The following is a 13,786-nucleotide window of genomic DNA, read 5'->3' on the forward strand; positions in this document are numbered from 1 at the left end:
AGTAGGTTGTACAGTTGCTGCAGGTATGGAACTAGTTCAGCGCGGATATATTAAGCCAGAAGAACTTGACGGGACACCACTTGAGTTCGGAAATGCCAAAGGAATGGTAGAATGGGTCCGCAAAATAGCTTACGCTGAAGGACTTGGAGCAAAAATGGCACAGGGCTCTTATCGATTGGCTGAGAGCTATGGTGCTCCAGAATTGTCCATGTCAGTGAAAAAACTTGAGATCCCCGCTTATGACCCTCGAGGCATACAAGGTCACGGCCTTCAATATGCAACCAGTAACCGTGGCGGTTGTCACGTACGTGGGTATATGGTTTCTCCAGAAATCTTGGGGCTTCCTCAAAAACTTGATAAAGACTCCCTTGAGGGAAAGGTAACCTGGGTTAAGATTTTCCAAGACCTAACGGCTGTCATTGATGCCCTAGGAATGTGTTTATTTACTTCGTTTGCGCTTGGTCTTTCTGACTACACAGCGATTGTCAACGCCGTAACGGGTTCTGATTATACCGATGCGGAACTATTGGCTTGCGGAGACCGAATTTGGAACGTTGAACGTTTGCAAAATTTACGGACTGGCATGACCACTGCAGATGACACACTTCCTAAACGTTTATTGAAAGATGCAATTCCTGCAGGACCTTCAAAAGGAAGTGTTCACAGGTTAGCGGAACTTCTCCCTGCGTACTATGTTGAGCGCGGCTGGGACGAAGCGGGTGTTCCAACAGCTGAATGTCTAAAAAATCTGGGAATCTAGTCAAAGCATCTAATCTTAAATTGGCAAAAATAGAAAATAGTGATAAAGTTATCAATGGGGGACCTTTTAAGGTCCCCCGTTCGATACTTTGGCAGAAATGACGGGAGGGATAGGAGTGCGTGTGACCATTAAATTATTCGCGACGTTTCGGGATGGCCGTTTCAAGGTTGAAGAGAGGGATCTTCCGGAAGGGAGTTGCGTTTTTAATGTCCTCCAACCGCTGAGTATAAAACCGGAGGAAATTGCCATTTGCTTTATCAATGGGAAGGACGCTAATGAAAATAGTGTGTTAAAGGATGGAGATACCCTGGCACTCTTTCCACCAGTTGGAGGAGGTTAAATGAAATTAGAAGGTCGTTATGGGCGGAATAAGAAAACTTTGTCTGATGAGGATCAACTGAAGCTGGCTACTTCTTGTGTCGCTATCGTGGGGTGTGGAGGACTTGGAGGCTACATTGCAGAAGAGCTAGCTCGGATCGGGGTCGGTCGCCTAGTTCTTATTGACGGTGATCGTCTGGAAGTGAGTAATCTTAACCGCCAGATTATGGCGACAGAACTTAATATAGGGCAGTGGAAAGTGGAAGCTGCACGTGATAGACTGCATAGTGTGAATTCTGAGGTGAATATCGAAGTAGTTAGAGGTTGGTTTGAGGAGGATAAGGGTCCTGAACTATTTCAGAATGTTGACTTAGTATGCGACGCCCTTGATTCGAGGGAAGCGCGTGTCGTGCTGGAGCGGGTCTGTCACGAAATGAATCTACCGCTGGTTTTTGCAAGTATTGCAGGTTGGTTTGGCCAAATTGGGGTAAGTTTGCCGGGAGATTTTAGTGTTTCACGCTTATTTGGGCGCGGTGAACAGGGTGTGGAGAAGGCCTGGGGAAACCCTGCATTTACACCTGCTGTCTTAGCTAGTCTAAGTGTGGCTGAGGCTGTAAAACTAGTGGTTGGGCTTAAGCCCTCCTTGCGTCATGCTTGGCTGCAGGTAGATTTGTTAACTATGGAGTTCGAACGATTTGAGATCCTCTAATAAAATAAAGACCACGAAAGGTGTAGTGGAACATGGGAAGCGGTAGCGAACTATTTAAGGTAAAAACGCTGACTGAAGCGATCGATTCATTGAAGCCCTATGTTCTCCCATTTTATCAGCGCGTGGAGAAGGTCCCTTTAGTTGATTCACTGGGGCGTATAGTTACCCAGGATATCCTAGCGATACGCGCCTTACCTCATTTTCGTAAATCCACAGTAGATGGGATGGCTGTTCGAGCTGCAGATACATTTGGTGCCAGTGAAAGTATGCCAGCGTTGATTCAATGTCATGGGGAAGTAAGAATGGGAGAGGCTCCAACTGAACCATTGGGGCAGGGTATAGGAATCTTGATGCCGACAGGAGGAATGCTTCCAGCGGGAGCTGACGCTGTCGTGATGGTTGAACATCTCGAACACTTTGGCGAGACGCTCTATGGTGTGACCAAGGCTGTCGCTCCGGGGGAAAATCTTATCGACATTGGAGAGGATTTGACTGTAGGAGAGAGTATTCTTCCCCAATTTACACGAATTAGAGCGCAGGAAATGGGACTCCTAGCAGCTCTTGGACTAAGTCAGGTCCCGGTATTGCCCCGGTTTCGCGTCGGAATTCTTTCGACAGGGGATGAAATTATTCCGCCTGAGCAAGAACCAGCACTTGGACAATCAAGAGATATTAATGGCTACACCTTACTTGGGCAGGCACTGGCGAGTGGCGCTGATGCTCGGCATTATGGGATTGTAAAAGACGATTTGGAAAAACTGCGCTCAGTCCTTAAACAAATGTTAATCGAAAACGACATAGTTTTGCTTTCCGGAGGGAGCTCGGTAGGGTCACGTGACCTGTCCGCACAGCTTATTGGCGAACTTGGGGATCCAGGACTGCTCTTTCATGGTTTAGCCCTTAGACCTGGTAAGCCTACGATTGGCGGAGTTATAGATGGCAAGCTGATTTTTGGGCTTCCTGGGCATCCAGCCTCGGCTATGGTTGTCTTTGACGCGATTGTCCGCCCATGGTTGGATGCGTCAGTGGTACAACCACAAACAGATCCTCAGCCGAAGGGAACGTTAACCCAAAATATATACTCCGGAAGTGGTCGAGAAGAATATATACGTGTACGGATAATCCCTAACGGAGAAGGGTGGCTGGTTGAACCAATTCGAGGGAAATCGGGTTTAATTCGGACAATGGTCTTGGCTGAGGCTATAGTGCACATTCAATTAGATACTGAGGGCATAGAAGCAGGGAGAGAAGTTTCTTTCCAGCTTTTGCGTTAAGATAGGCACCATTTAGCGACCACTTAAGATATGGAAGTCTTAGGAGCGCTCATCGGATAACTGTGGAAATAGGGAGGCAAAGGAACGTGGAACGCCAAATATATCTTGAAAACAAGGCTTGGCAAGAGGGTTTAGCTTTGATGATGGAAAAGCTTGCAGGACGATGTATTCCGAAAAATGAGTCTGTGGATGTCCGTTCGTCGCTTCATAGAGTTACAGGGGCGATTATACGAGCCGAACGAAGTTCTCCTCATTTTGCGGCTTCGGCGATGGACGGATATGCCATACGAGCCCAGGAAACTCATGGTCTATCGGAGCGGGAGCCTCGTTGGTTAGAACTTGGAGTTCAAGCGATTCAAGTCGACACTGGGGATCCTATCCCAGAGGGGATGGATGCCGTCGTCATGCTTGAAGATGTCTTGGAATTGGGTGAGCGCGGAATCTTACTTCAGGCTCCGGTCGTACCCTGGAATAATGTTCGACCAGTAGGAGAGGATATTGTTGAAGGAGAAGTGCTCCTCCCCATTCATCATCGTATACGCCCTCAAGATCAGGGAGCGTTACTGGCGGCTGGAGTTTTGGAGGTAGAAGTTCGCTGCAAACCGAAAGTGGGAATTTTGCCGACGGGAGATGAAATTCGTCCCCCAGAAGCTCTCCTTCAGGTGGGAGATATTGTGGATAGCAATTCCACAGTCCTTGCTTCCTTAGTGGAAGAATGGGGCGGATCAGCAACGATTTGGCCGATAACGCCAGATCAACCGAAGCAGTTAGAAGAGGCTATTCTGAAGATGGCAGCGTCTCAGGATATTCTAGTCATCATAGCAGGATCATCCCAAGGACGGGATGATTATACATCTCAAATGATTGAGAAACACGGCACACTTTTTCTGCATGGAGTCGCGATAAAGCCAGGTAAGCCAGTGGCCCTAGGTGAGGTTCAAGGAAAACCCACGGTCGGAATCCCAGGCTATCCAGTGTCCTCATTTCTAACGGCACACTTGTTTTTAGAGCCTTGGGTCCGGACTTTGCAGGGTTTAAGTAAAGGGTTACCGAATACACTAGAAGCCGTAATTAGCAAGAAAGTCTTTTCTTCGTTAGGAAGTGAAGAATTTGTCCGGGTGAAAGTGGGCAAAGTTGGAGAGCGTTGGGTTGCGGCTCCTTTGAGCCGCGGCGCTGGCGTGACGATGAGCTTGGTTAGAGCCGATGGTATGCTGCGGGTTCCGCGCCTCCAGGAAGGATTTCATGAGGGAGAAACGGTTCCGGTTGAACTCTTAAGGCCTGTTTCAGAGTTAGAAGAAACCTTAGTATGCATTGGATCTCATGATTTGACGTTGGATGTTTTAAGCAGCCATATGAAGGCCAGAGGTGGGCATGGGGGCATTGCCTCAGCTCATGTCGGAAGCCTAGCTGGAATTCTGTCCTTACGCAAAAAGGAAGCCCATTTCGCTGGGATTCACTTACTCGATCCCGACACAGGGGAGTACAATCACTCGTATTTACAACGTTTTCTGCCGGAACGAGATATCGCTCTGATGAATTTAGTCTATAGAACACAAGGTCTTCTTGTACCGAAAGGGAATCCCCTTAATATTAAGACTCTTGTAGATCTAGCTCGGTCAGGGATACGATTCATAAATCGTCAGGGCGGGTCTGGAACAAGAGTACTTCTGGATTATTTGCTTCAAAAGCAAGATCTGGGTAAAGAGCAGATACTGGGTTACGACCGGGAAGAATTTACGCACTTAGGCATCGCAGTCGCGGTCGCCTCGGGATCAGCGGATGTGGGGCTGGGTATTCAAAGTGCAGCGGAGGCTCTGGGACTGGATTTCATTTTTATCGGCGAAGAACGTTACGATTTGGCGATTCCGCGAGAATATCTGGAGGAACCCCGGATGAAAGCTATGATTTCTGTCATTCAAAGTAAGGCTTTCCAGGAGGATGTTCTGGCCCTTGGTGGGTATGATGTCCGCGAGACAGGGATGTTTTATGCTTAGGGAGGAAATGCCATAAATAGAAAAGCACCTACCCAAATAACGGGGAGGTGCTTTTTCTATTTGTCTTATTATTTTATTATGCGAATGAATCATTTACTTGCCGAAAGAGCAACGAGGGTAAGTGCAGACTGGGCAATCGAGGCAAAGACCACCAAGCCCTAATTTAGTAATATCACGTCGCGTTAGTCGTTCGCCTGTAAGCAGGCGCGGGACTATTAGATCAAATACAGTGGTTTTAGAATACATGACGCACCCTGGTAACCCCATAATAGGAACATCTCCAATGTAGGCTAACAAAAACATTGCTCCAGGTAAAACCGGTGCTCCGTAAGTGATGAGTTTAGCCCCCATCTCTTTGATGGCCGTGGGGGTGACGTCGTCGGGGTCTACGGACATGCCGCCACTAACTAAGATCATTTCAGCTCCTTGATTCAGATGATCTTGAATGCAGGTTTGAATCAGGGATATCTCATCGTTGGCAAACGATTGGCCTATAACGACAGAACCCCAGTCCGTAATTTTGGTGCGTAGAACGGGGCCGAATTTATCTTTGATTCGTCCATGATAGACTTCACTTCCAGTTGTAACGATCCCAACCTTCAACTGCTTGAGAGGCCGCACATCCAGAATGGAGTTAGAAAACGTTTGGGCAATCCGTTCAGCGTCGAGGATCACTTTTTCATCAATCATGAGAGGCACAACACGGGTGCCGGCGACCTTATCTCCTTTTTTGACAGGGTAATAATTGTGAAGTGTGGCTAAAATAATATTTTCTAAATCATTTAAGGCCCAGATACCGTCTTCTGAGGCATAGAGTAGTCCATCGTGGGCAGCAGTTATGGTGACTTTTCCTTCTTTTGGTTCGTCAAAGATTAGCCCAGAACCGGACACAGCTTGGGCAAGGCGCTCCGCAGCTTCATTTTCATGAATCTGGCCGGGCGTTGGGTCCCATACGTAAACATGTTCTTTTCCCATACTCAGGAGAACCGGAATATCTTCTTCTCGGACAATATGCCCCTTGCGAAATCGAGGACCTTTAATGACACCTGGAATAATTTGTGTCATGTCATGGATTAATACGGCACCGACAGAATCCTTCACTTTGATTTTTTCCATGGGGATAGCCTCCAATACATCATGTAAGGTGTGTTCCATTCTACACACCCCGGCGGGATTGAAAACTGCCAGCGGTTCATGGACAGACTGAGGGGGGAAAACAATCTGCTCCTTCTTGCATGGTATCGTATTCTAAACAAGAGGTCAAGATCTGGGTCACTCTCCGCGTGGAAGATTTGAATAGACTTAGTAACGAAATTATGGATAAAAATATCTTAAAATGAAAATGCTGTTTAAGTCAGGAATTTGAGTTGATTAGTAAAATTCAAATAGTGTGAATTATTGGCATGAAACTTGCAGTAGTATTACTACAAGCCAAGTAAAGCAAAGCCAATCAAAGTAAACAAAACTCAATTATAGTAAAACAAATTCTGGCAATCATAAAGAAGAATGGGAGGAACAAATTTGCCAGTTGTTCATTTTAGGATAGGCGGGGAAATTGCTTTACTGGCGACCAAGATTAAAGCCTTAGCAAATTAATCAAAAAGGAGCGAGAACAAATTGATTAAGAAAAATGTAGTAATCAACGGTGTTCCCCAAACGTTACTTGTCGATGGGGAAGCCATCCTATCTAATGTGTTACGAGGACAACTACACATGACAGGAACTAAAGTAGGATGTGGAAAGGCTCAATGCGGTGCGTGTTCCGTCATTATAAATGGAAAAGTCATCCGTTCCTGTGTCACGAAAATGAAACGGGTTGCCGATAATGCTGATATCACGACCATCGAAGGAGTAGGTACCAAGGAACATTTACATCCATTGCAGCTTGCTTGGATGATTCATGGAGCCGCTCAATGTGGTTTCTGTACGCCCGGATTTATCGTTTCAGCAAAACAACTGTTAGAAGAAAATGTGAATCCTACTAGAGAGGATGTCCGTGATTGGTTCCAAAAACACAGGAATGCTTGTCGTTGCACAGGGTATAAACCTTTAGTTGACGCCGTCATGGAAGCAGCAAGGCTGATCCGAGGCGAAGTTACGGTTGAAGAATTATTTGTAAAATTACCTGCAGATGGCAAAATTCTCGGCAGCGAATTCATTCGTCCGTCCGCTACTGCTAAAGTTACCGGTACTTGGGAATTCGGTGCTGATTTAGGACTTAAAATGCCTGAAGAAACTTTGCAACTGAAACTGGTTCAAGCAAAGGTTTCGCATGCGAATATCCTTTCGATCGATACATCAGAGGCTGAAAAAATGCCTGGTGTCTACAAAATCATCACCTATAAAGATGTTGTCGGCAAAAACCAAATCACTGGTTTAATTACTTTCCCGACCAACAAAGGGGATGGCTGGGATCGTCCCATCCTTTGCGAGAAAAAAGTGTTCCAATTTGGGGATGCCATAGCCATTGTTGCAGCCGATACAGCTGCGCATGCTCAAGCTGCCGTGGAAAAAGTAAAAGTGGAACTTGAATTGCTGCCAGAATATATGAGTGCACCTGCAGCTATGGCAGATGACGCCATTGAAATTCATCCAGGAACGCCCAACGTTTATTTTGAAACTCAGGTTGTCAAGGGTGACGATACTGCACCTATTATGGAAAAAGCAGATGTCGTAGTCGAAGACGATTTCTATGTTGGACGTCAGCCTCATCTGCCAATTGAGCCAGATGTTGGTTTTGCTTTCTTTGATGATGATGGTAAATTGATCATCCATTCTAAGAGTATTGGAATTCACCTCCATCAGGCAATGATTTGTGCCGGGATTGGGATTGAATCTGATAAACTGATTTTGGTCCAAAATCCAACTGGCGGAACTTTTGGTTATAAGTTTAGTCCAACGATTGAAGCCTTGTTAGGGGTAGCGGCCGTAGCTACAGGCAGACCCGTATATCTCGAGTTTGACTATTTCCAACAAACGACGTATACCGGAAAACGTTCGCCATTCTTTATCAATCTTAAATTTGGGGCTACTAAAGAAGGCAAATTGCTTGCGATGGAATCCGATTGGTCAGTAGACCACGGTCCCTACTCTGAATTTGGTGATTTGCTCACCATGCGAGGCACCCAGTTCATTGGATGCGGCTATAACATCCCCAATATTCGCGGTGAAGGACGTACTGTATGTACCAACCACGCTTGGGGTTCTGCTTTCCGTGGCTACGGATCTCCGCAAAGTACTTTTTCCTCTGAAGTACTGATGGATGAACTCGCTGAAAAACTAGGTATGGATCCATTTGAACTGCGTTACAAAAATGTTTACAGACCTGGTGATACCACACCGACTGGCTGTGAACCAGAAGTTTACTGCATGGTTGATATCATGGATAAACTTAAACCAGCCTACGATAAAGCAAAAGAATGGGCTAAACAACCAGCGTCAGGTCCTGATAAGAAACGTGGATTCGGAATGTCCATCGGTATCTATGGCTCAGGCCTAGATGGAGCGGACAGTTCTGCGGTCAATGCTGAGCTAACTGCAACGGGTGTTACAATTTATTCTTCCTGGGAAGATCATGGTCAAGGTGCTGACATGGGAACCTTAACCATTGCTCATGAAACTTTACGTCCGTTAGGAATTAAACCGGAAGAGATTAAACTGGTTATGTGTGACATGGCATTAACTCCAAACAGTGGACCTGCCGGTGGAAGTCGTTCCAATGTAATGTGCGGTAATGCCACGAGGGTTGCTTGCGAAATGTTATTAAAAGCTGTCACGAAAGCGGATGGAACCTACCGCACCTACGAAGAGATGGTTGCAGAAAAAATACCGACCTATTTCGAAGGTTCTTGGACTGCTCCCGCTAAAGAGTGCGACGTAACGACCGGACAAGGTAATCCGTTTGCTGTCTATATGTATGGAGCCTTCTTGTCTCAAGTTGAAGTCGACATCACAACGGGTAAAACTGAAGTCGCCAAAATGACAATGGTTGCCGATGTTGGTACAATTATCAATAAATTAGTTGTCGACGGACAACTCTATGGTGGATTGATTCAAGGTCTTGGTCTAGCTCTGAGCGAAGATTTCGAGGATCTGAAGAAACACACAGATTTAATCGGCTGCGGACTACCATTTATCAAAGATGCCCCAGACGATATGGAACTCCTGTATGTAGAAACTCCAAGACCTGAAGGTCCTTACGGAGCTGCTGGTTCGGGAGAATTGCCACTGACATCTCCTCATGCTTCAATCATTAATGCAATTTACAATGCTTGCGGAGTACGGGTCACTCACTTACCAGCTCGTCCGGAAAAAGTACTCGCTGGATTAAAAGCTTAGTAATAATAAATTCCACTTTTGCCCCACAGAATCGAAAACTGGAACCTAAAATTGGTAAAGCCAATTTTAGGTTCCCTACGTTTGTATATACCGCGTCAGAAGGTAAAAGTTTTGGGTGGGTTCCTTCTCGCCATCACGGTGCCATGCCATCCTGCAAGAAGGCTAATACGTGCGAAGACAGTGTCTTCGGGCGGCGCTCTAACCTCGAACGTCCTGTTCGAGTTTTGGCTACAGGGACACTCGGCAATCACGACACCATGCCAATCCACACTGCAGGAGTATGCGTAATGAGTTGCAGTGTGGCGATAAGCTCGTCCGCTTATCGTCATAGCGGTGTTCTAACCTCGAACATCCTTGTTCGAGTCATGGCCAGCGGTCCCTTCTCGCCATTGCGGCGCATTGCCATCAAAGTCGGTTTTTAACCTCGGACGTCCTGTCCGAGTCATGGCTGGCGCATAAGTACAACTTGGCAATCGCCTTCGCTAGGGCTGACAGAATGATTAATACGTGCGAAGACAGTGTCTTCGTGTGGGCGCTAGCTAAGTTTTCTTTACTCGCAGGCAATAACTTTAAGGAAGTGGGTGTGCAGATGGAACAGGACGAACTAAAAAGACAAGAAGATAAATGTACTCAAGAGAATCCCCCTGCCTGTACTGCTGGTTGTCCAATCCACGTAGATGCTCGGAAATTGATGCGGGACATTAAAAATCAGGACTTAAAAAGCGCCTTAGCAACACTTCAGAAAAAGCAGCCTTTTCCTGGAATCATTGGGAGAATTTGTGATCATCCTTGTGAGAATGTCTGTAAACGCCAAGATGTTGGATCGCCTATCGCTATTTCGGCTCTAGAGAGATATTGTGTGCAAGACCAATCTGTAAAAATAGCAAAAGTAATGAAAGTCCCCCCAAAAAGTCAGACCGTTACGGTAGTTGGTTCAGGTCTTCGAGGCCTAACTGCAGCTTATGACTTGGCTAAAAAAGGATATAAGGTTAGTCTGTTTGAGAAAGCAGATCGTCTTGGCGGAAACCTGTGGAGTTTTTCTGAGCACCAGCTACCCCCAGAGGTTATAGTCGAGGAACTGTCCGTTTTAAACCGACTTAACGTTCAAATAGAGCTAAACAAGGCAATAAACCAGCAGGATTTAGCTACACTTCAAAAAAAATTCAATGTAGTGTATCTTGGTTTTGCAGATCAATCAAAAGAAGTTTTAGAACTCTTAGGCCAACAAGACGAGGTCGACCCTGTAACCTGTGCCACTCCGATCACAGGAATATTTAGCGGATCCCTTATAGGCAATGACTCGCCCATTATGGCTGTTGCTGATGGCCGGAAGGCGGCAGTCTCTATAGATAGATATTTACAGGGTGTTTCCTTAACAGCTTCACGGGAAGGTGAAGGGGCTCACGGCACCAAGTTATTTGTCAATACTAAGGGGATCACCCCTTTACCAGTAGTGCCAATAAGTGACGAGCTTGGAGGTTATACTGCTGAGGAAGCTCTTCAGGAAGCAAGTAGGTGCCTAGATTGTCAATGTCTCGAATGTGTGAAGGCCTGCAAATACTTAGAAAACTACGGTAGTTACCCCAAAAAATATTTACGACAAATATACAATAATGATTCAATCGTGATGGGTATGCGCCACGGAAATAAAATGATCAATTCCTGTTCTCTCTGTGGATTGTGTGCAGAAGTTTGTCCTCAAGGACTAGACCTTGGAGAGACTTGTAAAGCAACTCGGGAGAGCATGGTGAACAAAGGAAAAATGCCCCCTTCAGCCCATGATTTTGCACTAAGAGATATGGCTTTTAGTAACAGTGATGCCTTTGTTTTGTCCAGACATCAACCAGGCAATAATTCCAGTAAGTATGTTTTCTTTCCGGGGTGTCAATTAAGCGCTTCGTCACCTGAGCAGGTGGAAATGGTTTATGCTTATTTAACTGAAAAGCTTTCTGGAGGAGTAGCTCTCATGTTACGTTGCTGTGGTGCTCCGGCAGATTGGGCAGGAGAACAAAACTTATACCGCAGCAATTTGGACGATTTGGTTCGGGAATGGGAAAGCCTAGGCAAACCGAAGATCATCGTCGCCTGTCCAACTTGTCACAGCATGTTCCGAGATAAGTTCCCTGAGCTAGTCTCTTTGTGGGAGTTGATGGCTGATTTAGATCTTCCTAGTCAAGCAATCAGAGTGAGGGGTAAACAAGTCGCAGTGCAGGATGCTTGCACTGCGCGACATGAACCGGTTATCCTGGACGCTGTACGAAACATTTTAACCAGGCAGGGTTTTGACATTGAAGAATTGCCCTACAGTAAAGAACGGACCAAGTGTTGTGGTTTTGGAGGGCTGACCTCCTTTGCCAATCCTGAGTTGGCTAAAAAGATCGTCGAAGATCGAATCAGTGAAAGCACAACAGACTATGCAGCTTACTGTGCTATGTGCAGAGATAACTTTGCATCTAAAGGCAAGCGTACGTTTCATTTATTAGATTTACTATTCGGAGTTAACCTCGAAGAGGCCTCTGTCAGGCCTAGTGCTGGATTTTCTTATCGTCAAGAGAATCGAGCTAAACTAAAAAGAAAGTTATTAGAATCACTGTGGAAAGAAACTCCACCGGAAAGGGAAGGAGCGTATCGTAACATTAACCTTCTATTAAACGAAAAAGTACAGGAGATTATGGAGGAGCGGCGTATTCTTATCGAAGATATTCAACAGGTCATAGAATTTGCCGAGCGAACAGGAAGAAAGTTCATCAATCCGGACAATGGACACAGTTTAGCTCATTTCCGCCCTGTTAAGGTAACCTATTGGGTTGAATATCAAGCACAAGAGCAGGGTTTTGTGGTTCTAAATGTTTATAGCCATCGAATGGAAATTGTGGAGGAAAGCCATGAGTAACACACTGAAACAGACGCCGAAGCCCCTTTGGAAGTGCGGAAAATGTGGGGGAGAACTTAAGCGTGGTTCGGTTAAGGCGTCATATTTGGGCAATGATTTCGAGGTAGAAGAACTAAAATGTCTTAACTGTGGTTTGGTGTTAATTGATGAGGAACTGGCTTTAGGGAAAATGTTCGAAGTAGAACAAAGTCTTGAGGATAAATAGAGGAGGAGAAAAATGGCCGCCGATGCTTTTCGAATGTTTCAATTGGCCACACAGGGGTTTTGCTGCAGCCAAATTATCTTAATTCTAGGCTTAGATGAACTAGGAAAAGAAAACCCGGACTTAATTAAAGCAATGCAAGGTCTCTGTGGAGGCATAGGACGATCTGGAAAAACCTGTGGAGCCCTTACCGGCGGGGCATGTCTAATTGGTTTAAATGTTGGGAAAGGAACACCCAGCGAATTGGGTCATCCCAAGATCAATCTCATGATCAATGACTTGATGGAGTGGTTTGAATACACTCATGGTAGTATCGATTGTGAGGGGATCTTAGATCACTCCTTGGATGAAGGCAATGAATATCCTGTACAGTGTGGTAATATTGTTTCAGCAACCTTAAGCAAAGTGCAAGAAATTTTGGCAACTTATTCAGAAGACTCAGAGTTAACGGATGAGGACTAGTACAGAGGTCAAAAGCTGGAAGTCTAAAGTTTATAAGCCAGTATTCAAAAATAAGAAACCGCTGGGAGTCTTGGAAGTGGATAAATTGTGAAAAACGATGTTTTTAAATTATATGAGGGTGACCTGCTCAGGCAATCCACCGGAGATACTTTGCGGCCAGGGGGATACTTCTTAACAGACTTGGGAGTTAAAAGTTGTGATTTTCTCCCAGGTTCTGTGATCTTAGATGTGGGCTGCGGCAGTGGCGCAACGGTAGAGCGTTTAGTTTCTCATTATCAGCTCCAAGCTATCGGTATAGACCCATCAGAAGTGTTATTAGAGATTGGAAGAAAGAAGAATTCAGGACTAAACCTGATTCAAGGATGCGGTGAAGATCTGCCCTTTCCGATTAACCACGTGGATGGGGTCTTCGCTGAGTGTGCATTGTCCGTAATGTTTGACCCTGATCAGGTGATAAAAGAGGTTTTTAGGGTGCTCAAACCGGATGGAAGGTTGGTCATTAATGATGTCTATGCTAGAAATCCTGAGGGTCTGAAATCCCTCCAAGAACTTAATTTTGATTCATGCATACGTAGAGCGCTGCCTAAAGAGCAATTAATTAATAAACTTAACGGACAAGGGTTTGAAATTGTTCATTGGAGCGATCATACCAATCTACTGACCCAACTAACGGTTAACCTGATCATGACTCATGGCTCAATGACCGAGTTTTGGCTTAAGTCTTCTTCGTGCTCAGTTGATCCCATCCTTGCTCAAGCTGCGATTAAGCAAGCGAAGATGGGATATTTTCAACTAATTGCCCGAAAAGGTTGCTAACTGCAGTTAGAGAGGGAAAA

The 13,786-nt window shown here is 45.6% G+C and carries 12 protein-coding genes; 11 read left to right on the plus strand and 1 reads right to left on the minus strand.

Annotated elements, in window-relative coordinates:
- The 5 genes from DOT_RS16535 to DOT_RS16555 form a co-directional block, all read left to right on the plus strand.
- Window positions 1–760: aldehyde ferredoxin oxidoreductase family protein (locus DOT_RS16535; RefSeq protein WP_009621157.1), on the plus strand; the 760-nt coding region annotated here is incomplete at its 5' end.
- A 97-nt stretch (window positions 761–857) separates the two neighbouring features.
- On the plus strand, window positions 858–1,100 hold the full coding sequence (locus DOT_RS16540; protein ID WP_083824147.1) for a MoaD/ThiS family protein: 243 nt from the start codon (window positions 858–860) through the stop codon (window positions 1,098–1,100).
- The gene (locus DOT_RS16545; RefSeq protein ID WP_009621160.1) at window positions 1,101–1,787 is read left to right on the plus strand and encodes a HesA/MoeB/ThiF family protein; all 687 of its coding nucleotides are present in this window, start codon (window positions 1,101–1,103) and stop codon (window positions 1,785–1,787) included.
- Between the two features lie 32 nt (window positions 1,788–1,819).
- The gene (gene glp, locus DOT_RS16550) at window positions 1,820–3,061 is read left to right on the plus strand and encodes a gephyrin-like molybdotransferase Glp (protein ID WP_009621161.1); all 1,242 of its coding nucleotides are present in this window, start codon (window positions 1,820–1,822) and stop codon (window positions 3,059–3,061) included.
- An 86-nt stretch (window positions 3,062–3,147) separates the two neighbouring features.
- On the plus strand, window positions 3,148–5,055 hold the full coding sequence (locus DOT_RS16555; RefSeq protein WP_009621162.1) for a molybdopterin biosynthesis protein: 1,908 nt from the start codon (window positions 3,148–3,150) through the stop codon (window positions 5,053–5,055).
- 93 nt (window positions 5,056–5,148) lie between these two features.
- Here DOT_RS16555 and DOT_RS16560 read toward each other — a convergent pair whose 3' ends face one another.
- Window positions 5,149–6,171: a molybdopterin-binding protein gene (locus tag DOT_RS16560; protein WP_009621163.1), complete on the minus strand. Its 1,023-nt coding sequence runs from the start codon at window positions 6,169–6,171 to the stop codon at window positions 5,149–5,151.
- A 501-nt stretch (window positions 6,172–6,672) separates the two neighbouring features.
- On the opposite strand from DOT_RS16560, the gene DOT_RS16565 reads away from it, so the two are divergent.
- The 6 genes from DOT_RS16565 (at window position 6,673) to trsM (ending at window position 13,766) form a co-directional block, all read left to right on the plus strand.
- Window positions 6,673–9,393, plus strand: a complete 2,721-nt coding sequence (locus DOT_RS16565; RefSeq protein WP_009621164.1) for a molybdopterin-dependent aldehyde oxidoreductase — start codon at window positions 6,673–6,675, stop codon at window positions 9,391–9,393.
- Between the two features lie 143 nt (window positions 9,394–9,536).
- Complete coding sequence (locus DOT_RS30600) at window positions 9,537–9,815, plus strand: hypothetical protein (RefSeq protein WP_157998479.1); 279 nt, start codon at window positions 9,537–9,539, stop codon at window positions 9,813–9,815.
- Between the two features lie 74 nt (window positions 9,816–9,889).
- A complete protein-coding gene (locus tag DOT_RS16570) occupies window positions 9,890–12,286 on the plus strand; it encodes a pyridine nucleotide-disulfide oxidoreductase/dicluster-binding protein (protein WP_009621166.1) in 2,397 nt (798 codons plus the stop codon).
- The gene (locus DOT_RS16575) at window positions 12,279–12,491 is read left to right on the plus strand and encodes a DVU_1557 family redox protein (protein ID WP_040412538.1); all 213 of its coding nucleotides are present in this window, start codon (window positions 12,279–12,281) and stop codon (window positions 12,489–12,491) included. Before DOT_RS16570 ends, DOT_RS16575 begins: the two co-directional genes overlap by 8 nt.
- Before the next feature lie 12 nt (window positions 12,492–12,503).
- Complete coding sequence (locus tag DOT_RS16580) at window positions 12,504–12,950, plus strand: DVU_1555 family C-GCAxxG-C-C protein (RefSeq protein WP_009621168.1); 447 nt, start codon at window positions 12,504–12,506, stop codon at window positions 12,948–12,950.
- Between the two features lie 84 nt (window positions 12,951–13,034).
- Window positions 13,035–13,766: a DVU_1556 family methyltransferase gene (gene trsM, locus DOT_RS16585; RefSeq protein ID WP_139024233.1), complete on the plus strand. Its 732-nt coding sequence runs from the start codon at window positions 13,035–13,037 to the stop codon at window positions 13,764–13,766.
- Window positions 13,767–13,786: the final 20 nt, after the last annotated feature.

Source organism: Desulfosporosinus sp. OT, from assembly GCF_000224515.1.
In the GTDB taxonomy this organism is placed as follows: Bacteria; Bacillota; Desulfitobacteriia; order Desulfitobacteriales; family Desulfitobacteriaceae; genus Desulfosporosinus.